The sequence below is a fragment of the Pinisolibacter aquiterrae genome, from assembly GCF_019160155.1.
Taxonomy (GTDB): domain Bacteria; phylum Pseudomonadota; class Alphaproteobacteria; order Rhizobiales; family Ancalomicrobiaceae; genus Pinisolibacter; species Pinisolibacter aquiterrae.
The window spans coordinates 169,598-189,864 of record NZ_JAFNIH010000027.1; the positions used below are offsets into that span (position 1 = coordinate 169,598).

General features: G+C 68.9%; 22 protein-coding genes. 11 read left to right on the forward strand and 11 right to left on the reverse strand.

Annotated elements, in window-relative coordinates:
• The first annotated feature begins 21 nt into the window (after window positions 1–21).
• Window positions 22–1,074, forward strand: coding sequence for an aldo/keto reductase (locus J3S89_RS11690; RefSeq protein ID WP_217927723.1), 1,053 nt, complete (start codon window positions 22–24; stop codon window positions 1,072–1,074).
• 6 nt (window positions 1,075–1,080) lie between these two features.
• Here the strand turns inward: J3S89_RS11690 and J3S89_RS11695 are convergent, their stop codons facing one another.
• The 4 genes from J3S89_RS11695 to J3S89_RS11710 all read right to left on the reverse strand — a co-directional run bounded on the left by J3S89_RS11695 (window position 1,081) and on the right by J3S89_RS11710 (window position 4,564).
• Entirely contained in the window at window positions 1,081–1,347 is a 267-nt protein-coding gene (locus tag J3S89_RS11695; RefSeq protein ID WP_217927724.1) for a hypothetical protein, read from the reverse strand.
• Between the two features lie 246 nt (window positions 1,348–1,593).
• Window positions 1,594–2,367, reverse strand: coding sequence for an alpha/beta fold hydrolase (locus tag J3S89_RS11700; RefSeq protein WP_230488889.1), 774 nt, complete (start codon window positions 2,365–2,367; stop codon window positions 1,594–1,596).
• A gap of 110 nt (window positions 2,368–2,477) precedes the next feature.
• Window positions 2,478–3,203, reverse strand: a complete 726-nt coding sequence (gene phbB, locus J3S89_RS11705; protein ID WP_217927726.1) for an acetoacetyl-CoA reductase — start codon at window positions 3,201–3,203, stop codon at window positions 2,478–2,480.
• 185 nt (window positions 3,204–3,388) lie between these two features.
• Window positions 3,389–4,564, reverse strand: coding sequence for an acetyl-CoA C-acetyltransferase (locus J3S89_RS11710; RefSeq protein ID WP_217927727.1), 1,176 nt, complete (start codon window positions 4,562–4,564; stop codon window positions 3,389–3,391).
• A gap of 409 nt (window positions 4,565–4,973) precedes the next feature.
• Here J3S89_RS11710 and phaR point away from each other — a divergent pair, with 409 nt between their 5' ends.
• The 8 genes from phaR to J3S89_RS11750 all read left to right on the forward strand — a co-directional run bounded on the left by phaR (window position 4,974) and on the right by J3S89_RS11750 (window position 11,712).
• On the forward strand, window positions 4,974–5,579 hold the full coding sequence (gene phaR, locus J3S89_RS11715; protein ID WP_217927728.1) for a polyhydroxyalkanoate synthesis repressor PhaR: 606 nt from the start codon (window positions 4,974–4,976) through the stop codon (window positions 5,577–5,579).
• Window positions 5,580–5,950: 371 nt separating this feature from the next.
• Window positions 5,951–6,262 (forward strand): 50S ribosomal protein L21, encoded by a 312-nt coding sequence (rplU, locus tag J3S89_RS11720; RefSeq protein ID WP_217927729.1) that lies wholly within the window; start codon window positions 5,951–5,953, stop codon window positions 6,260–6,262.
• Between the two features lie 102 nt (window positions 6,263–6,364).
• Window positions 6,365–6,637, forward strand: coding sequence for a 50S ribosomal protein L27 (rpmA, locus tag J3S89_RS11725; protein ID WP_217927730.1), 273 nt, complete (start codon window positions 6,365–6,367; stop codon window positions 6,635–6,637).
• 178 nt (window positions 6,638–6,815) lie between these two features.
• Complete coding sequence (locus J3S89_RS11730) at window positions 6,816–7,418, forward strand: GNAT family N-acetyltransferase (RefSeq protein ID WP_217927731.1); 603 nt, start codon at window positions 6,816–6,818, stop codon at window positions 7,416–7,418.
• Between the two features lie 66 nt (window positions 7,419–7,484).
• The gene (gene obgE, locus J3S89_RS11735; RefSeq protein WP_217927732.1) at window positions 7,485–8,528 is read left to right on the forward strand and encodes a GTPase ObgE; all 1,044 of its coding nucleotides are present in this window, start codon (window positions 7,485–7,487) and stop codon (window positions 8,526–8,528) included.
• Between the two features lie 120 nt (window positions 8,529–8,648).
• Window positions 8,649–9,770, forward strand: coding sequence for a glutamate 5-kinase (gene proB, locus J3S89_RS11740; protein WP_217927733.1), 1,122 nt, complete (start codon window positions 8,649–8,651; stop codon window positions 9,768–9,770).
• Window positions 9,767–11,056, forward strand: coding sequence for a glutamate-5-semialdehyde dehydrogenase (locus J3S89_RS11745; RefSeq protein WP_217927734.1), 1,290 nt, complete (start codon window positions 9,767–9,769; stop codon window positions 11,054–11,056). The genes proB and J3S89_RS11745 overlap by 4 nt, the downstream gene beginning before the upstream one ends.
• Window positions 11,056–11,712, forward strand: coding sequence for a nicotinate-nucleotide adenylyltransferase (locus J3S89_RS11750; protein ID WP_217927735.1), 657 nt, complete (start codon window positions 11,056–11,058; stop codon window positions 11,710–11,712). The genes J3S89_RS11745 and J3S89_RS11750 overlap by 1 nt, the downstream gene beginning before the upstream one ends.
• A gap of 22 nt (window positions 11,713–11,734) precedes the next feature.
• Here J3S89_RS11750 and J3S89_RS11755 read toward each other — a convergent pair whose 3' ends face one another.
• The 5 genes from J3S89_RS11755 to rsfS form a co-directional block, all read right to left on the reverse strand.
• Complete coding sequence (locus tag J3S89_RS11755) at window positions 11,735–12,916, reverse strand: divergent polysaccharide deacetylase family protein (RefSeq protein ID WP_217927736.1); 1,182 nt, start codon at window positions 12,914–12,916, stop codon at window positions 11,735–11,737.
• Between the two features lie 122 nt (window positions 12,917–13,038).
• Complete coding sequence (locus tag J3S89_RS11760) at window positions 13,039–14,382, reverse strand: S41 family peptidase (RefSeq protein WP_217927737.1); 1,344 nt, start codon at window positions 14,380–14,382, stop codon at window positions 13,039–13,041.
• Window positions 14,379–15,713: a murein hydrolase activator EnvC family protein gene (locus J3S89_RS11765; RefSeq protein WP_217927738.1), complete on the reverse strand. Its 1,335-nt coding sequence runs from the start codon at window positions 15,711–15,713 to the stop codon at window positions 14,379–14,381. Before J3S89_RS11765 ends, J3S89_RS11760 begins: the two co-directional genes overlap by 4 nt.
• A gap of 168 nt (window positions 15,714–15,881) precedes the next feature.
• Window positions 15,882–16,361, reverse strand: a complete 480-nt coding sequence (gene rlmH, locus J3S89_RS11770) for a 23S rRNA (pseudouridine(1915)-N(3))-methyltransferase RlmH (protein WP_217927739.1) — start codon at window positions 16,359–16,361, stop codon at window positions 15,882–15,884.
• Window positions 16,362–16,382: 21 nt separating this feature from the next.
• A complete protein-coding gene (rsfS, locus tag J3S89_RS11775; protein WP_217927740.1) occupies window positions 16,383–16,739 on the reverse strand; it encodes a ribosome silencing factor in 357 nt (118 codons plus the stop codon).
• Window positions 16,740–17,019: 280 nt separating this feature from the next.
• On the opposite strand from rsfS, the gene J3S89_RS11780 reads away from it, so the two are divergent.
• Entirely contained in the window at window positions 17,020–17,529 is a 510-nt protein-coding gene (locus J3S89_RS11780; protein ID WP_217927741.1) for an RNA pyrophosphohydrolase, read from the forward strand.
• A gap of 97 nt (window positions 17,530–17,626) precedes the next feature.
• Window positions 17,627–18,148, forward strand: coding sequence for a hypothetical protein (locus J3S89_RS11785; RefSeq protein ID WP_217927742.1), 522 nt, complete (start codon window positions 17,627–17,629; stop codon window positions 18,146–18,148).
• A 161-nt stretch (window positions 18,149–18,309) separates the two neighbouring features.
• On the opposite strand, the gene J3S89_RS11790 is transcribed toward J3S89_RS11785, so the two are convergent.
• Both J3S89_RS11790 and atpD read right to left on the reverse strand, forming a co-directional pair.
• Entirely contained in the window at window positions 18,310–18,720 is a 411-nt protein-coding gene (locus J3S89_RS11790) for a F0F1 ATP synthase subunit epsilon (protein ID WP_217927743.1), read from the reverse strand.
• 92 nt (window positions 18,721–18,812) lie between these two features.
• A complete protein-coding gene (gene atpD, locus J3S89_RS11795; protein WP_217927744.1) occupies window positions 18,813–20,252 on the reverse strand; it encodes a F0F1 ATP synthase subunit beta in 1,440 nt (479 codons plus the stop codon).
• Between the last annotated feature and the right edge of the window lie 15 nt (window positions 20,253–20,267).

Genomic DNA, 20,267 nt, shown 5'->3' on the forward strand with positions numbered 1-20,267 from the left:
CACATTCCCTCGAGAGGCTCCATGCGACGCAATCGTCTCGGTCGTACCGATCTCACCGTCTCCGCCGTCTGTCTCGGCACCATGACCTTCGGCGAACAGAACACAGAAGCCGAAGGCCACGCCCAACTCGACCGCGCCCTCGCCCACGGCATCGACTTCATCGACACCGCCGAACTCTATTCGATCCCGCCGCGTCCGGAGACGCAGGGACGGACCGAGGAGATCGTCGGCTCGTGGATGGCGGCGCGCGGCAATCGCGACAAGGTGATTCTCGCCACCAAGGTCTGCGGGCGTTCCGACATGAGCTGGTTCCGCGACGACGGCGCGCGCTGCCGGCTGACCCGCGCCCAGATCGACGAGGCGGTGTTCAAGAGCCTGAAGCGGCTGAAGACCGACTACATCGATCTCTATCAGGTGCATTGGCCGGAGCGGATGGTCTCCACCTTCGGCTCCAATCCGACGATCTGGACCGATCCGGAGATCAAGCCGGACGAGACCGCGATCGAGGAGAGCCTCGCCGCGCTCCAGGAGCACGTGACGGCGGGGCGGATCCGTCACATCGGCCTCTCCAACGAGAGTGCCTGGGGCACCATGCGCTGGCTGAGGGCGGCCGAGGTCGCGGGCGCCGCCCGGGTGGTCTCGGTCCAGAACGCCTACAATCTCGTCAACCGCACCTACGAGGTGGCGATGGCGGAGGTGTCGATCCGCGAGGACGTCGGCCTTCTCGCCTATTCGCCGCTCGGCCAGGGCTATCTCACCGGCAAATATCTCGGCGGCGCGCGGCCGGCCGGCGCGCGCACGACGCTCTTCAATCGCGGGCAGCGCTACGAGACGCCCAACACCGAGGAGGCGATCGCGGCCTATTGCGCGCTGGCGGCCGATCTCGGCGTCACCCCGGCGACACTGGCGCTCGCCTTCGTCGCCTCGCGCTCCTTCGTCGCCTCGACGATCATCGGCGCGACCAAAATGGCGCAGCTCGAGGAGGATCTCGCGGCCTTCGATTTCGTGATCACGCCGGAGATCGCGAAGAAGATCGACGCGATCCACCTGAAATACCCGAACTCGGCGCCGTGATCGGCGTCAGCCGAGGGGCGTCTTCGCCTCCTCGGCGTCGCGGTCGGTCCGCAGACCGTCGGTGAGCAGGTTGCCCAGGAACCAGGCGACCTGCGCCGCGACCCAGAAGACGAGGCAGGCGACCAGCGCGTCCGTCTCGAAGCGCCGGGCGGCGGCGACGAGCACCAGCGCGACGACGCCGACGATCACCGCCAGCGCGCCGAAGCGAGATCCGCGCAAGCCGCGCGACATGACCCAACCGGCCAAGAGACCGGCGCCGGCCCAGTAGAGCATGACGTCCCCCCGCCGCGTTTCTCCCGACCGGACGCGGCTTTCGAAAACAAGGTTAACACGCCGTGGATCGGCTGAAAACCTCGTCGATTTGCCGCAGATCGTGACGTCTCGAGGGGGACTCATACCGGGCTCATGAAATCCCGACTCGTCGGGTCTTCACGAGACGGGGCTCGATCGGCCGATGCCGGTTCCGGCTCGCCGTGCCGCACGACGTCTCGAAGGAGGGGCAACTTCGTGCGTTCGGTCTCAGTCGGCGGCGGCGCTCTCGGCGACGAGGCGGGTCACGTCGCGGGCGACCTCGAGATGGGGCATGTGGCCGACGCCGGGGAAGACGTGGACGGCGACGACGCCGGGGACGCCCCGGGTCTGGGCGAGCGGCAGAACGCGGTCCTGGTCGCCCCAGATCAGGCGCACGCCGTGGGGCAGATCGGCGAGGCGGGCGAGATCGAAGCTCTTCTGGCGTTCGCCGTCGAGGATCGCCTCGGCGATGGTCGCCAGCGTGGTGGGCACGCGCGGGTCGCGACGGATCTCGGCGATGCGGCGGGCGGCGGCCAACGGCACCGGCTTCTCGAAGCCGAAGAACTGCTCGAGCAGGGAATGGATCTCGTGCTCGTCGGTGGCGGCGGCGAATCGGCGCAACAGGCGGTGATTGATCTCCGGGCCGAAGCCCCCGGGCGCGACCAGGGTGAGACTGGCGAGGCGCCGGCTCTCCGCCAGCTTCAGGGCGACGATGGTCGCGGTGGCGCCGCCCATGGAATGGCCGACCAGATGGAAGCGATCGATGCCGAGGGCGCCGAGCGAGGCGATCACGGCCTCGGCCGAGATGCCGGCATGGCCGATGCGCGGCCAGTCGAGGGCGGCGCCGTGGCCGGGCAGATCGAAGGCGATCACCCGGCGCCGGGTCTCGAGCCCGATCATCTGGCCGATCCAGGTCTCGTGATCGCCGGCGAAGCCGTGCAGAAAGACGATCGGCGGACGGCCTTCGGGGCCACGGGCGACGTGCGGCAGGATCATCGACATGGAGGGCTCCGTTCGAGGGGCGGCCATCTTCGCGAGGAGCGCGACCAAAGGAAAGAGGGAGCCGCGAGGCTCCCTCTCGAGATCGGCGTCCGTCGCGGGCACGCGAGGCGTCAGACCATGTACTGACCGCCGTTCGGCGAGATCGTCGAGCCGGTCAGGAAGCCGGCGTCGTCGGCGACGAGGAAGAGGACCGTGCGGGCGATCTCCTCCGGTTCGCCGAGGCGATTGACCGGGATGTAGGGCAGGATCGACTTCTCGACCACGGCCGGATCGATCGCCTTGACCATCTCGGTGGCGATGTAGCCCGGGCAGATCGCGTTGACGGTGATGCCGGCGCGGGCGCCTTCCTGGGCGAGGGCCTTGACGAAGCCGAGGTCGCCGGCCTTGGCGGCCGAATAGTTGACCTGACCCATCTGGCCCTTCTGACCGTTGATCGAGGAGATGCAGACGACGCGGCCGAACTTGCGGGCGCGCATGCCTTCCCAGACCGGGCGGGTCATGTTGAACAGCGAATCGAGGTTGGTGCGCAACACCGCGTCCCACTGCGCCTTGGTCATCTTGTGGAACATGCCGTCACGGGTGATGCCGGCGTTGTTGACCAGGATCTCGACCGGGCCGAGATCGGCCTCGACCTTGGCGATGCCGGCGACGCAGGCGTCGTAGTCCGACACGTCCCACTTGTAGGTCGCGATGCCGGTCTCCTTGGTGAAGGCGGCGGCGGCCTCGTCGTTGCCGGCGTAATTGGCGGCGACCTTGTAGCCGGCGGCCGCGAGGGCCTTGGAAATCGCCGCGCCGATACCACGGGAACCGCCCGTGACGATAGCCACTCTGCTCATGGTTTCCTCCATTGAAACTGCCGTGATCCGGACCGAGGAGGCGCGGACGGCGCGCCTCGGGGGATCGATCGGATCTGAAATTGGGGACAATTCTTCTTGCCGCGCGCCCGGGAGGCGCGTGGTTCAGGGGATGCGAGGGGTCCGGGCGCGTCTCGCGCCGCGCCCGGAGATCTCATCGGAGACGATCAGCGCTCGACGCAGAGGGCGATGCCCATGCCGCCGCCGATGCACAGGGTGGCGAGGCCCTTCTTGGCGTCGCGCTTCTGCATCTCGTAGAGGAGCGTGGTCAGGACGCGGGCACCGGAGGCGCCGATCGGATGGCCGATCGAGATGGCGCCGCCGTTGACGTTGACCTTCGACGTGTCCCAGCCGAGCTCCTTGTTGACCGAGATGGCCTGGGCGGCGAAGGCCTCGTTGGCCTCGACGAGGTCGAGGTCGGCGACGGTCCAGCCGGCCTTCTCGAGCGCCTTGCGGGAGGCCGGGATCGGGCCGGTGCCCATGATCGCCGGATCGACGCCGGCGGTCGCCCAGGACTTGATGGTGGCGAGCGGGGTGAGGCCGCGCTTCTCGGCCTCGGCCTTCGACATCAGCACCAGCGCCGCGGCGCCGTCGTTGATGCCGGAGGCGTTGCCGGCGGTGACGGTGCCTTCCTTGTTGAAGGCCGGACGCAGCTTGGCGAGGGCCTCGACGGTGACGCCGTCACGGATGAACTCGTCGGTGTCGACGACCACGTCGCCCTTGCGCGACTTGACGGTGACCGGAACGATCTCGTCCTTGAAGCGGCCGGTCTTCTTGGCGGCCTCGGCCTTGTTCTGCGAGGCGGTGGCGAAGGTGTCCTGCTCCTCGCGCGAGATCTGCCACTTCTGGGCGATGTTCTCGGCGGTGACGCCCATGTGATAGCCGTGGAAGGCGTCGGTCAGGCCGTCGCGCAGCATGCTGTCGATGAACTCGAGCGAGCCCATCTTGGTGCCGTTGCGCAGATGGGCGACGTGCGGGGCCATGGACATCGATTCCATGCCGCCGGCGACGATGATGTCGGCATCGCCGTTGGCGATCTGCTGCAGGCCGAGGGCGACGGAGCGCAGGCCCGAGCCGCAGAGCTGATTGAGGCCCCAGGCGGTCTTCTCCTGCGGGATGCCGGCGGCCATGGCGGCCTGACGGGCCGGGTTCTGGCCACCGTTGGCGGAGAGGACCTGACCGAGGATGACCTCGTCGACGTCGGCGGCGTCGACGTTGGCGCGCTCGAGGGCCGCCTTGATGGCGATGGCGCCGAGCTGATGGGCCGGTACGCTGGAGAGCGCGCCGGAGAACATGCCGACGGGCGTGCGCGCCGCGCCCACGATGACGACGTCAGTGGCCATGCGTATTTCCTCCGAGGTTTGACTACGGACCGCGATCGGGCATTCCGAGCGCGTTCTAATCGTTTGGATCGAGGCGGAGCGCCGCAATCGCCGGCGACCGCGGTTCGGATCCTTCGGGTGGGAATAGAGACGCCACGCCGGTGACCTGTCAATGACGAGAGGGGGGTCCGCGTCTCGGCAATCCGTCTGACTCGGGGGCGAAATTCCCGATTTCGACTAAGACCTTCGACCAATCCGTGTGGGCCGGGACGACCGTATCGGACGATCGGCGTGAAACTGGTGGCTTCGCGCGAAGAAACTACCTAATCTCTTCGGACCCAGGGAGGTCCCGTGCGCGACAGAGCTCGATCCGCCGTCCACCGGGACGATCGATCGGCGCGCCGGCGCCGCGAGAAGAGTGGCAGAGAAGATGGCAAAGACCGACGAGCCCACGATCATCAAGAAATACGCCAATCGCCGGCTCTACAACACCGGCACCTCGTCCTACGTGACGCTCGAGGATCTGGCCGAGATGGTGAAGAACGAAGAGCTCTTCGTCGTCTACGACGCCAAATCCGGCGACGACATCACCCGGTCGGTGCTGACGCAGATCATCTTCGAGCAGGAGAACAAGGGGCAGAACCTGTTGCCCATCGCGTTCCTGCGCCAACTGATCCGCTTCTACGGCGACAGCATGCAGAATCTGGTGCCGAGCTATCTCGAGTTCTCGATCGACAGCCTGACCCGCGAGCAGGGCAAGTTCCGCGAGCAGATGACCGCCGCCTTCCCGAACAACGCCTTCGAGGCGATGGAGGAGCAGGTGCGGCGCAACACCGAGATGTTCGAGCGGACGATGCGGATGTTCACGCCGTTCAGCGCGATGATGCCGGAAGGGTTTCCGGGGCAGGCACCGGCGATGGCGAAGCCCGAGGACAAGCCGGCTTCGCTCGGCGCGCCGAACGATCTCGATCGGCTCAAGGAGCAGATGGAGGAGATGCAGAAGCGTCTCGACGCGCTCGCCTCCTCCAAGGGCTGAGCCGCGCGCGCCCGTGTCGCGGCGGCGTCGAAGGCGGAAAATCGCCGTGCCGCCGCGTCTCGCGCGTTGACAGGTCCCGCCGCTTTCCTTATGGAAACGCCATTCGCGAAGGGCCGGGAATTCCGGCTCCGGCGCTGTCCGAGGCTCAAAACGCCCCCGGCTCTGCCTTCGATCCTCTCGTGACGAGACGATCGACCGTGGTGCCGGCTCGGGTCGTTTCTCAAGTCCGTGCGACGACGCGCCCGCTTCGGTCACGATCGAAGAGGGTTTCCGCTCTCGATCCGAGACGCGGGCGTCGGAACCGATGGCTCTGCCGTCGGCACACCGCGCGGCGCCGAAGGGCGCGTGTGAGATGAGAAGGTAAGAAAGACATGTTCGCGGTCATCAAGACGGGCGGCAAGCAGTACAAGGTCGCCGCCGACGACGTGATCATCATCGAGAAGCTCGCCGGCGAAGCCGGTGAGGCGGTCACGTTCTCCGAAGTTCTGCTGATCGGTGGCGAGACCACCGTGGTCGGCGCGCCGACCGTCGCCGGGGCCACCGTGTCCGGCGTTCTGGTCGAGCAGAGCCGTGCCAAGAAGGTGATCACCTTCAAGAAGCGCCGCCGCAAGAGCTGGCGCAAGAAGGAAGGTCACCGCCAGGAACAGACCAAGGTGAAGATCACCGCGATCAACGCCGCCTGAACCGCCGTTCGGCCGGAATTCGGCCGATGAGAGACGATCAGTCCGTTCCCCGAGGCGTGTCGCCCGGCGTGGGACGGTGAAGAGATACGAAGGAGCATCATCATGGCTCACAAAAAGGCCGGCGGTTCTTCGCGCAACGGTCGCGATTCCGAGTCCAAGCGTCTCGGCATCAAGAAGTTCGGCGATCAGGTCGTGATCCCGGGCAACATCATCGCGCGTCAGCGCGGCACCAAGTGGCATCCGGGCACGGGCGTCGGCATGGGCACCGATCACACGATCTTCGCCACCATTCCGGGTCGCGTACAGTTTCGGGCCAAAGCCAACGGCCGCATCTACATCTCCGTGATGCCGAATACGGCAGCCGCAGCGGAGTGAACCGGCAGATGATCCAACGATCCGCCGGTGTCCCATCGACCCGGTGGATCCTTGTGATCCGCTGATCTCGGCTCCCGGTTCCGGGGGACACGCGAGAGGGGAGATGGGGCACCATCTTTCCCTCTTTCGTTTTTTCCCCCTCGTCGCCGCCCGCGACAACGAACCGGAGGATCGCGCCATGAGCGAGAGAGCCGATACCCCACCCGACCGGGATCTGCCCGGGACCATTCTCGAGACCCCGCGTCTGGTGTTGCGCCGTCCGGTGCGTGCCGACGCGCAGCGCATGGCGGATCTCGCCAACGACGTCGGTGTGGCCGAGAATCTGTCGAACCTGCCGCACCCCTACGGGCTCGACGACGCGCTCGCCTTCATCGACAACACCGAGGCCGGTCCGGCGCGCTGGACCCTCGGTCTCTATCTGAAGGACGAGGGCTCCCGGTTCGTCGGAACGGCGAGCCTGATGCCACGCGACGGCGAGCGGTTCGTGCTCGGCTACTGGGTCGGCCGTCCCTATTGGGGGCGGGGGCTCGCCACCGAGGCGGCGCAGGCGCTCTCCGACTTCGCCTTCGGCGCGCTCGAGGCGGACGCGGTGGCGGCGACGTCGCGGGTGACCAACGGCGCCTCGCGGCGGGTGCTCGAGAAGTGCGGCTTCCAGTATGCCGGGCAGGGCATGGGGCCGTCGTTGTTCTATCGCGGCATGGTGCCGATCGATCGCTTCCGGTTGGAGCGGTCGATCTGGACGTCGCTGAAGAACTGGGTCAAGACCGGGGTGGGCGCGTGAGCGCCCGCCGCCGAGAGTGAGAGGCTCGCGCCGAGAGGGTTCGGCGTCGCCCGCGAGAGGTATGCGATGAAGTTTCTCGATCAGGCCAAGGTCTTCATCCGGTCCGGCGACGGCGGAGCGGGCTGCGTCTCGTTCCGGCGCGAGAAGTTCATCGAGTTCGGCGGGCCGGACGGCGGAGACGGCGGGCGCGGCGGCGACGTCTGGGTCGAATGTGTCGATGGGCTCAACACGCTGATCGACTATCGCTATCAGCAGCATTTCAAGGCCAAGACCGGCGGTCACGGCATGGGCCGCAACCGTCACGGCGCCAAGGCCGAGGACGTGGTGCTGCGCGTGCCGAAGGGCACCGAGATCCTCGAGGAGGACGGCGAGACGATCCTGGCCGACCTGACCGAGGTGGGGCAGCGGGTGCTGCTCGCGCGCGGCGGCAACGGCGGTTTCGGCAACGACCGTTTCAAGTCGTCGATCAACCGCGCCCCGCGCCGGGCCAATCCGGGCGAGGAGGGCGAGGAGAAGTGGCTGTGGCTGCGGCTGAAGCTCATCGCCGACGCCGGTCTGGTGGGGCTGCCCAACGCCGGCAAGTCGACGTTCCTCGCCGCCGTCACCTCGGCGAAGCCCAAGATCGCCGACTATCCCTTCACGACGCTCCACCCCGGCCTCGGCGTGGTCCGGGTCGACGCGCGCGAATTCGTGCTGGCCGACATTCCCGGTCTGATCGAGGGCGCGCACGAGGGGCTCGGCCTCGGCGACCGTTTCCTCGGTCACGTCGAGCGTTGCCGGGTGCTGTTGCATCTGGTCGACGGCACCCAGGACGACGTGGCGGAGGCCTACAAGGTCATCCGCAAGGAGCTCAAGGCCTATGGCGGCGGCCTCGCCGACAAGCCCGAGATCGTGGCGCTGACCAAGGTCGACAGTCTCTCGCCCGAGGAGCGCGAGGCGAAGGCGGCGGCGCTGAAGAAGGCGGCGCGGCGGGTGCCGATCCAATTGTCGTCGCCGACCGGGGAGAACGTCGAGAAGGCGCTGCGCGCGCTGCGCCGGGCGATCGATCAGGCCGACGCCGAAGAGGCCTCGACGCTGCCTTCGGTCAAGGAAGAGGCGTGGCGACCGTGAAGCGGCCATGCGTTTCGCCGGCTCGGCCGCGAAATGCTTGATCCGCCGTCGGTTCGCCGTTATGGCGAGCCGATCCTCGCCGTCGGAGACGACGGAGAGACGCGCTCGGGGTTGCCCGCCATGATCCGTCGTCTGGAAGATCACCGCCGCATCGTCGTCAAGATCGGCTCCGCCCTGTTGGTCGACCGGGCCACCGGCGACATCCAATGGCCCTGGCTCGAGAGCCTCGCCGCCGACGTGGCGCGGCTGATGCAACTCGGCTGCGAGGTTCTGCTGGTCTCATCGGGCGCGATCGCGCTCGGGCGCGGCAAGCTCGGGCTGCCGAAGCGGGCGCTGGCGCTCGAGGAGAGCCAGGCCGCCGCCTCGGTCGGGCAGATCGCCCTGGCGCGGGCCTATTCGGAAATTCTCGGCAAGCACGGCTATACCGCCGCGCAGGTGCTGCTCACCCTCGACGACACCGAGGATCGGCGGCGCTATCTCAACGCGCGGGCGACGCTCGGCACGTTGATGGACCATCGGGCGATCCCGATCATCAACGAGAACGACACGGTGGCGACCACCGAGATCCGCTACGGCGACAACGATCGCCTCGCCGCGCGCGTCGCGACGATGGTCGGGGCGGACTGTCTGGTGCTCCTCTCCGACATCGACGGGCTCTACACGGCGCCGCCGAACCAGGATCCGAACGCCGACTTCATCCCGCTGGTGGCGCGGATCTCGCCGGAGATCGAGGCGATGGCCGGGGGCGCCGGGTCGGAACTGTCGCGCGGCGGCATGAAGACCAAGATCGACGCCGGCAAGATCGCCACCGACGGCGGCACCGCCATGGTGATCACGCTCGGCAAGCGGATGAGCCCGCTCGCGGCGATCTCGGCGGGCGAGAAGGCGACGTGGTTCCTGCCGGCCGCCGATCCGGTGACGGCGCGCAAGAAGTGGATCGCCGGATCGCTCGACGATCGCGGCACCATCGCCATCGACGCCGGCGCGGCGCGGGCGCTCCGGACCGGCAAGAGCCTGCTTCCGGCGGGCTGCACGCGGATCGAGGGCACGTTTCATCGCGGCGACGCGGTGCGCATCGTCGGCCCGGCCGGCGAGGAACTGGGACGGGGTCTCGTCGCCTTCGACGCGAGCGACGCGCTCGCCATCCTCGGGCGCAAGACCCATGAAATCGAAGCGATACTCGGCTATACAGGTCGCAAGGAGATGATCCACCGCGACCACATGGTGCTCAGGGGGGAATGATGGCGGCCGTCGAAAAATTCGGAGCGACCTCGATCGAGGTGTCGATGTCCGACATCGGCGCGCGGGCCCGCGTCGCGGCCCGTGCCGTGGCGCTGGCGCCGACGGCGACCAAGGACGCCGCTCTCGCCGCCATGGCGGCCGAGCTCCGTCGGGCCGTGCCGGCGATCCTCGCCGCCAACGCGCAGGACGTCGCCGACGGCGAGGCCAAGGGCCTCTCCGGGTCCTTCATCGATCGGCTGGTTCTGAACGAGGACCGCATCGAGGGCATGGCGGCCGGGCTCGAGGCGATCGCGGCGCTGCCCGATCCGGTCGGCCGGGTGCTCTCCGCCTGGGATCGGCCGAACGGGCTCCACATCGAGCGCGTCGCCACGCCGCTCGGCGTGATCGGCATCATCTACGAGAGCCGGCCCAACGTGACGGCCGACGCGGGCGCGCTGTGCCTGAAGAGCGGCAACGCGGCGATCCTGCGCGGCGGGTCGGACGCGCTGCGTTCGTCGTCGACCATCGTCGCGGCGCTGCGGCGCGGGCTCGCGAGCGTGGGTCTGCCGGAGGATGCGATCCAGCTGGTGCCCACCACCGATCGCGCCGCCGTCGGGGCGATGCTGACCGGGCTAGGCGGGGCGATCGACGTAATCGTGCCGCGCGGCGGCAAATCGCTGGTGGCGCGTGTCCAGACCGAGGCGAGGGTGCCGGTCTTCTCCCATCTCGAGGGGATCTGCCACGTCTATGTCGATGCGGCCGCCGATCTCGCCATGGCCGAGAAGATCGTCGTCAACGCCAAGATGCGGCGGACCGGCATCTGCGGCGCGGCCGAGACGCTGCTGGTCGATCGCGCCTGCGCGGCGACCCATCTGCTGCCGCTGGTCGAGGCTCTGCGCGCGAAGGGCTGCGAGATCCGCGCCTCGGCCGAGGTGATGGCGCTGGTGCCCGGCGCGAAGCTCGCCACCGAGGCCGACTGGTCGACCGAATATCTCGACGCGATCATCACCGTCGGGCTGGTCGACGGGGTCGACGGGGCGATCGCCCACATCGAGCACTACGGCTCGCACCACACGGAGGCGATCGTCACCGACGACGCCGCGACGGCGGCGCGGTTCCTGAACGAGATCGATTCGGCGATCCTGCTCTGGAACGCCTCGACCCAGTTCGCCGACGGCGGCGAATTCGGCATGGGCGCGGAGATCGGCATCGCCACCGGCAAAATGCACGCACGCGGGCCGGTCGGGGTCGACCAACTGGTGTCGTTCAATTACCGGGTGCGCGGCAACGGCCAGACGCGGCCTTGATGGAGAGTCGCGTCGGGGATCGGCCCTTGCCTCATGCGAACGGTCCGGCGCGCGGGGATCTCCTCGTGCCGCCGACCGCTGCGGGCATGCGGATCGGGCTTCTCGGCGGCTCGTTCAATCCGCCCCATCTCGGCCATCTCCACGTCGCCGAGACGGCGCTCGAGCGGTTGCGGCTCGATCGGCTGTGGGTGCTGGTGACGCCCGGCAATCCGTTGAAGGAAACCGCCGGCCTGCCGTCGCTGGCGCGGCGGATCGCGGCGGCGCGGCGGCTGATGGACGATCCGCGCATCGTCGTGACCGCCTTCGAGGCGGCTTTCGGCTCGCCCTATACGTGGCGGACGGTGGAACGGCTGGTGGCGATGCGGCCGGACGTGCATTTCGTCTGGGTGATGGGCGCCGACAATCTGGCGAGTTTCCATCGTTGGCAGCATTGGCGGCGGATCGCCTCGGCGCTGCCGATGGCGATCGTCGACCGCCCCGGCGCGGCGATGACGCCGCTCTCGGCGCCGGCCGCTCAGGCGCTCGCCGACTTCCGGCTGCCGGAGGCGCGCGCGGCCGGACTCGCCGGGCACCGGGCGCCGGCCTGGGCCTTCCTGCGCGGGCCGCGCAACGGGCTCTCCTCGACCGAATTGCGCCGGCGCGGCATCGGGGTGTGAGCCGGGCGGGGTGTGAAGGCCCTCAGCCCTGACGGGCGACGGCGCTGACCGGCACCAGAACCAGACCGCGCGCCTCGAGCGCCTTGATCCAGGTCTGGAGATTGCGCAAGGAGATCGGCAGGGCGGTGGCGGTGCCGACGGCGACGCCCTTGGTGCGCGCGACCTGCTCGAGCTGGGTGAGACGGGCCTGAATGGCCTCGTCGCGGGCGATCTCGTCGATCACCACGTCGGCGCGGGCGAAGGGGGTGCGGGCGGCGCGGGCGCTCGATTCGCCGGTGGAGCGGCTCGACGAGCCGTCGTCGACGAACATGAGGCCGCGCCGGGTCAGCTCGTTCAGGGTCGCGCCGAGGGCGGCGGGATCGGCGGTGTAGCGGGCGCCCATGTAGTTGATCACGCCGACGTAGTTGGTGAGCCGGCCGAGCAGGGTCATCAGCCGGTCGGTGTTGGCCTCGGTCGGGGCGGAGGCGATGAGGGTCTGGGGCCCGGGATCGTTGTCCGGGTAGTCGAACGGCTCCATCGGCACCTGGAGCAGCAGTTCGTGACCGTCGGCGCGGGCCTTCTGGACCCAGCGGTCGAGGCTCGCGCCATAGGGCGCGAAGGCGAGGGTGACGTCGGGGCCGAGCACGCGCAGGGCTTCCTGCGTCGAGGTCTGGGAGATGCCGAGGCCGCCGACGATCAGGACGACGCGCGGGGTCGATTGCGGCAGGCGCGGCACCGGACGGGCATAGACGTCGAGCGGACGGCTGCCGTCGGAGGCGATGCGCGGCAACAGGCCCCAGCGGGTCTTCTCCGAGACCCGCGCGATCGGCGCGGTGGAGAGCGGCTGGCCCTCCACGGCCTCGGGGACGCGGTGGGCGGGCACCGGCTCGAGACCGGCGTCGGGGGCGGGAGTGACCTCGACGAGGCCCTGTTGGGCGGGGCGGGCGGCGCCGTGGGGCGTGCCGGGCGGGGGCGTCTCCTCGGCCGGGCGAGGCGGCTCGGCGACGGCCACGTCGGATTTGGCGATGCCGGTCTTGGCGCGATCGAGGCGAACGACCGCATGCGGCTCGCCGCCTTCCGGGTCGCGCATGAAGACCAGCCAGACACCGATCACCGCGCCGACCAGACCGATCAGCGACAGGCCGATGATGCCGAAGGGAATGCGGGCCCAGATCGGGCGCTTGGCGGCACTCAGACCGAGCGGGGCGTCGAGGTCGTTCCCCATGTCCCTTGATCTTCTCCCTGGTTCGAATCGATCTACGCCGATTCTCCGCCGTCTGACGAGCCCTTCGAATCGAAGAGGCCGCCGGAGGTGGGATCCGGCGGCCTCTCGTCGCGATCGGTCGATCAGTTGGGGACGGCCGCCTTGGGGTTGGGCGGATAGGCCGCGTTGGTCTTGGCGCCGCGCAGCAGGTCGAAGGCGTAGTTGAGCGCCTTGTCGTCCTTGGCCTCGGGCGGCACATAGGCTTGCGAGCCGGTCTTCTCGTCGGCGGCGTTGCCGTCGTTGGGGTTCTTGAGGTGACCCTTGAGGCTCGCCTCGCCTTTGGTGTCGTCCTTGCCCTTGAGGTCCTCGGGGGTGTCCTGCAGGACCTCGATGTCCGGATCGATGCCCTTGGCCTGGATCGAGCGGCCCGAGGGCGTGTAGTAGCGCGCGGTGGTCAGGCGGATGGCGCCGTTCTGGCCGAGCGGGATGATGGTCTGGACCGAGCCCTTGCCGAAGGACCGGGTGCCGACCAGGGTGGCGCGCTTGTGGTCCTGGAGGGCGCCTGCGACGATCTCGGAGGCCGAGGCGGAACCGCCGTTGATCAGGATCACGACCGGCTTGCCCTTGATCAGATCGCCGGAACGGGCGTTGTACCGCTGGCTCTCGTCGGCGTTGCGGCCGCGGGTCGAGACGATCTCGCCGCGCTCCAGGAAGGCGTCGGAGACCGAGATCGCCTGATCGAGGAGACCGCCGGGGTTGTTGCGCAGGTCGAGGACGAAGCCCTTGAGCTTGTCGGACGGGATGTCCTTGGTGATCTTCTCGATCTGATCGCGCAGGCCGTCGTAGGTCTGCTCGTTGAACTGGGTGATGCGCAGGTAGCCGATGTCGCCGCCTTCCTCGCGCGAGCGCACCGACTTGATGCGGATGGTGTCGCGGACGATCTTGATCTGCAGCGGTTCGGCGGCGCCGTCCCGCTTGATCGTCAGGGTGATCGGCGAATTGACCGGGCCGCGCATCTTGTCGACGGCCTGATTGAGGCTGAGGCCCTGGACCTGTTCGCCGTCGAGCTGGGTGATGATGTCGCCGGCGCGCACGCCGGCTCGCGCCGCGGGCGTGTCGTCGATCGGAGCGACGACCTTGACCAGGCCCTCCTCCATCGTGACCTCGATGCCGAGGCCGCCGAACTCGCCGCGCGTCTGGACCTGCATGTCCTTGAAGCTCTTCGGGGACATGTAGCTCGAATGGGGATCGAGCGAGGTCAGCATGCCGTTGATGGCGCTTTCCACCAGCTTCGAGTCGTCCGGCTGCTCGACGTAGTCGGAGCGGATGCGCTCGAACACGTCGCCGAACAGATTGAGTTGGCGATACGTGTCGGTCGCGGCGGCGATCGCCTTGCCGGCGATGAACCGCTCACCCTGACCGATACCGACCACGACACCGGCACCGAGCAGTCCGCCCACCACCAACAACGAAACCTTGCGCATCATCCGCGAACCTTCTCGTCACGCGCCCGCGCCCACCAGGGCGAGGGATCTATCGACGTACCGTCTTTTCTGAATTCGACATAGAGGATCGGCCGATCGGAGGCTCCACCCGACACGGCCGTGGTCACCGGCCGACTGCCCATCAGGCCGACGGGTTCGCCGGCCCGTACCGATTGCCCGATCTCCACGTCGATCCGTTCCATTCCGGCAAGCACGACATGATATCCGCCGCCGGCATTGATGATCAAGAGTTTGCCGTAGGATCTGAACGGCCCCGCGAAGATCACCGCGCCATCACACGGAGTCGTGACCGCCGCGCCCGCCCTGGCGGCGATCGACAGGCCCTTGGCGGTGAGCCCGGCGGCGTCGTCCTGGCCCCAGCGCAGGATGGTGTCGCCGGAGACCGGCAGCGGCAGGCGGCCGCGCGCCGTGGCGAGCGTGATCTCGGGCGCCGGCTTCGCGGGCGTCGCCGCCTTCTCGAGAGCGGCGACGAGACCCTCGAGCGAAGTGGCGCGTTCGGCGAGGGCGCCGGCCTTGGCGGCCTCCTCGCGCAGGCTCGCCTCCTTCTCGCCGCGCGCCTTGCGGCGCTCCTCGACCAGCAGTTCGAGACGGCCGCGCTCGGCGACGAGATCCTCGCCCTCGGCGTGGAAGCGTTCGCGCTCGGTGGCGGCGGCGGTCTTCAACGCCTCCAGCGACTGGAGGTCGGCGAGCAGTGCTTCGGCCTGATCGCGAAGTTCCGGCAGCAGGGCGCCGACGAGAATGGCGCTACGGACGGCGGCGAGTGCGTCCTCGGGTCGCACCACGACGGCGGGCGGCGGTTTGCGGCCGATGCGTTGGAGGGCGGCGAGCACGTCGGCGAGCACGTCGCGGCGGGCGTCCAGCGCGCGGCGCGAGCGGATCACGTCGCGATCGAGATCGGCGATCCGCTTCTCGGTGACGGCGAGGCGGGCTTCGGCCTCGCGCAGGCGCCGGGCGGTGGCGAGGAGCTGTTCGGAGACGCGGCCGCTCTCACGGGCGATGGCCTCGATCTCGGCGCGAATCGCCGCCTGCCGGTCCTTGCCGAGGTCGATGTCGCGCAGAACCGCGTCGAGCTCGGCGCGGACGGCGGCGCGACGGTCGGTCGGATCGGCCGGGGTTGCCGGGGTGGTCGTGGCGCTCGGCGCCGACGCGATGCCGGCGGCGCCGGGTCTGAGGCCCGGCGGCGGCTCCTGCGCGGCGGCGGGGCTCGCGAGGGCGAGCGCCATCCACACGGCGAGGCCCGGACGCGCGAAAGCCGGCCACCACGGCGGCGCCGGAATCGGGGGCGGAGAGGTCTCGGGCGGCAGGGCGGTCATGGTGTCGCCGGTCGATCGGTGCGGGCGGTGTCGGGTCGATCGTCGCCTCCGAGCGAGAGACGCGCAAGGCGACGTTGCGAGGGGATCGTGGCGAGAGCAAGCCGGCGATGCGGCAATCTCGTCACGGTCCGGGGCCGGCCGGGCGGGATTGCGCAGGACCGCGCCGGGTCAGGCGCGGTGATAGGGGTGGCCGGCGAGGATGGTGGTGGCGCGGTAGATCTGTTCGGCGGCGAGGATGCGGACGATCTGGTGGGGCCAGGTCATGGCGCCGAAGGCGAGGCGCAGATCGGCGCGGGCGAGGACCGCGGGGCCGTGGCCGTCGGCGCCGCCGATCAGGATCGCCCAGTCGCGCGCCTCGGCGAGACGGGCGGCGAGATCGTCGGCGAAGGCCTGCGAGGTGCGCGTCGTGCCGGTCTCGTCGAGAACGATCACCCAGGCGGTGTCGGCGACGCCGGCGAGCAGCGCCTCGGCCTCCTCGGCCTTGCGATCCTCGGCACGGGCGGCGCGCGATTCGGGGATCTCGCGAACCTCGACCCTGGTCACGCCGAGCACGCGACCCTGTTTGGCCGCGCGATCGAGGTAGCGATCGAGCAGCTCGCGTTCGGGGCCGGCCTTCATGCGGCCGACCGCCGCGATGGTCACGCGCACGGCGTCTCTCCGCTCGACGCCTCAGCCGCGCGAGGTCGCGCGCGGGGCGGGCGCGTCGGCCGACCACATCTTCTCGAGGGCGTAGAAGCCGCGCACCTCGGGACGGAACAGATTGATCAACACGTCGCCGGCATCGACCAGCACCCAGTCGCAATGGGGCAGACCCTCGACGCGCGGGGCATGGGCGCCGACCTTCTCGAGATCGTCGATGAGACGATCGGCGATGGCGCCGACGTGACGATGCGACCGGCCGGAGGCGACGATCATGACGTCGGCCAGCGAGGACTTGTCGTGGATGTCGATGATGACGATGTCTTCCGCCTTGCTGTCGTCGAGGCTCTTGCGAGCGGCTTCGGCGATGGTCTCGGCGCTGGGCATGGGCCGGGCGACCCGAGGCTGGGGCGCGGCGGCGGCCCCGATGGTCTGTTCGATGGACAGGTGAGTGACCTCCTCTCGAGTACCGCTCGGCGACACGACGGAAATCAAAACGCGACCCTGCTTCGCCCTCGTCCTCGCCGACCGATCGGATCGTCGATCCGATGGATCGACTGTGGGCCATGAGGGCGTGGTTTTCAAGGACGAAGGCGGGGCGGGCGGCGTGACGGACCGCGCGTCATGGGCTAAATCTCGACGCGACGCCGTTGCGAGGAGCCGATCCGTGACCCCGACCGAATTCGAGAGCCTGCCCTACCGTCCCTGTGTGGGGATCTGTCTGATCAATCGCGAGGGTCTGGTGTGGATCGGGCGGCGCGCCGACGAGGGTCTGGTGGAGCACGTCGCGCCCGGCCACGAGTGGCAGATGCCGCAGGGCGGCATCGACGCGGGCGAGGATCCGTTCGAGGCGGCGAAGCGCGAGCTCTGGGAGGAGACCAACGTCCGCTCCGCCAGCCTGATCGCGGAGGCGCCGGATTGGTACAGCTACGACATTCCGCGCGCCGTGGTCGGCGAGCGCTGGAAGTTCAAGTGGCGCGGGCAGACCCAGAAGTGGTTCGCCTTCCGCTTCGAGGGCGACGAATCGGAGATCGACATCGACAATCCTCCGGCCGGCGAGAAGGAATTCGCCGAGTGGCGCTGGGAACCGCTCGCCAATCTCCCCGGCCTGATCATCCCCTTCAAGCGGCCGGTCTACGAGAACGTCGTCGCCGCCTTCCGCACGCTGGTGCCCTGAAATCGCGCGGCGCGCTCTCGGAATGGAGGGTGCCTTAAGGCTTCGTTGACCACGTTCGGCCATCGTGGCGTCGAGATCCGGCGTCCAGGAGGCAGCGATGGAAACGAACCACACGACGGTCACCCGGGGACGGGGCACGATCGACTTCACCCAACCCGTCGACGGCGCCTGGCGCGGGGCGGTCGGGACGCTCGGTGGCGCGCTGCTGACGGCGGCGGTGTCGATCGTCGTGCTGGCGCGCCCGGGCTTCGATCTCTTTCCCGATACGCTGGTCTGGATCGGCTGCGGCCTCGGGATCGCGCTCGGCTCCTTCGGCATTTCGGCGGCGCTCTCGGGCATCGAACGGGTGGTCTCGTTCCGGGCGGCCACGGCGAGCGTGGTGGAGGAGGTGCGCACGCGCTTCGGCACCGGGATCCGGCGCCGGCTCTGCCTCGAGGACTGCGGGGCGCTCGGCGCGCTGCGCGAGGATCTGGCCGAGGGCGGCAGCCTCTGGCACCTCTTCCTGGTCGACGGGCGCGACGGGTCGGCGGTGCCGATCGGCGATTTCCTCACCGAAGCGGACATGCGGCGCAGCGCGGCGGCGATCGCGGCGGTTCGGCCCGACATCGCTCTCGGGTGAGGCGGGGCGCGACGTGTCGGCGGGAGCGACGGGCGGCTGCCCGCCCGCGTCAGGGTCCTGCGAGGAGTGCCGGCCTCACAAAGAGGACCAGACGCGAAAAAGCCCCGATCGCTCGGGGCTCTTCGATTTCTTCGACGCGGTCACCGCCGGGGGGCGCGGGCTCAGTGGCTCGTGGCGGCGGCGGCGAAGACCGCCTTCAGCTGATCGAGCTTCTCCTGGGCGACGCGCTTTCCTTCCGCCGTCTTGGCGTCGGAGACGTCTTCCTCGGCGTCCTTGATCTCCTTGGCGATCACGTCGGCCTTCAGCTCTTCCACCGGGATCGCCTGTTCGGCGAGGATGGTGAGGCCGGCCGGCGAGGCGTCGGCGAAGCCGCCGCGCACGAAGATCTTGATGACCTTGCCGGCGGGCGAGGTCGCCTCGAGAACGCCGGGGCGCACGGTGGTCATGAACGGCGAGTGGCCCTTCAGCATGGTGAAGTCACCCTCGGCGCCGGGCACCATCACCTGCGCGACCTCCTCGGAGAGGACGAGACGCGCCGGGGACACCAGCTCGAACTTGAACGCTTCGGCCATTTCCGCCTCGTTTCATGGCCTCGCGGAACGCGAGGCGCGTCGTTGGGACGTTGCGACCGGCCGACGCATCGGCCGGTCGTGACGACTTCGGATCAGGCGGCCTCGGCGGCGAGCTTCTTGGCCTTCTCGATCGCTTCCTCGATGGTGCCGACCATGTAGAAGGCCGCCTCGGGGAGGTGATCGTATTCGCCGTCGCACAGACCCTTGAAGCCGCGGATGGTGTCCTTGAGGCTCACCAGCTTGCCGGGCGAGCCGGTGAAGACTTCGGCGACGTGGAAGGGTTGCGACAGGAAGCGCTCGATCTTACGGGCGCGGGCGACCGCGATCTTGTCTTCTTCCGAGAGCTCGTCCATGCCCAGGATCGCGATGATGTCCTGGAGCGCCTTGTAGCGCTGGAGGATCTGCTGCACCTGACGGGCGACCGCGTAGTGCTCCTCACCGATGACCAGCGGCGACAGGATGCGCGAGGTCGAGTCGAGCGGGTCCACCGCCGGGTAGATGCCCTTTTCGGCGATCGAGCGCGACAGAACGGTGGTCGCGTCCAAGTGGGCGAAGGAGGCGGCCGGCGCCGGGTCGGTCAAGTCGTCGGCGGGGACGTAGATCGCCTGCACCGAAGTGATCGAGCCGGTGTTGGTGGTGGTGATGCGCTCCTGGAGGGCGCCCATCTCGGTGGCCAACGTCGGCTGATAGCCCACCGCCGACGGGATACGGCCGAGGAGCGCCGACACTTCCGAACCCGCCTGGGTGAAGCGGAAGATGTTGTCGACGAAGAAGAGCACGTCCTGGCCCTGGTCGCGGAAATATTCGGCGACGGTCAGGCCGGTCAACGCGACGCGGGCACGCGCGCCCGGCGGCTCGTTCATCTGGCCGTAGACCAGGGCGCACTTGGAGCCCGCGGTCGAGCCGTTGTTTTCCTTCGGGTCGACGTTCACGCGAGATTCGATCATCTCGTGATAGAGGTCGTTGCCCTCACGGGTGCGTTCGCCGACGCCGGCGAACACCGAGTAACCGCCGTGCGCCTTGGCGACGTTGTTGATCAGTTCCATGATCAGAACGGTCTTGCCGACGCCGGCGCCGCCGAACAGGCCGATCTTGCCGCCCTTGGAGTAGGGGGCGAGAAGGTCGACGACCTTGATGCCGGTGACGAGGATCTCGGCCTCGGTCGACTGTTCGGCGAAGGTCGGGGCCGGGGCGTGGATCGGGCGCAACTCGACGGCGTCGACCGCGCCGAGCTCGTCGACAGGTTCGCCGATGACGTTGATGATGCGGCCGAGGGTGCCCTCGCCGACCGGAACCGCGATCGGCAGGCCGGTGTCGACCACTTCCTGACCGCGGGCGAGACCCTCGGACGAGTCCATGGCGATGGTGCGCACGGTGTTTTCGCCGAGGTGCTGGGCAACCTCGAGCACCAGGCGCGAGCCGTTGTTGGTGGTCTCGAGCGCGTTGAGAATCGCCGGGAGATGTCCGTCGAACTGAACGTCGATGACGGCACCCATCACCTGCCGAATACGACCGATCTTGCTGTCAGCCATCGTGATGTCCTCTGA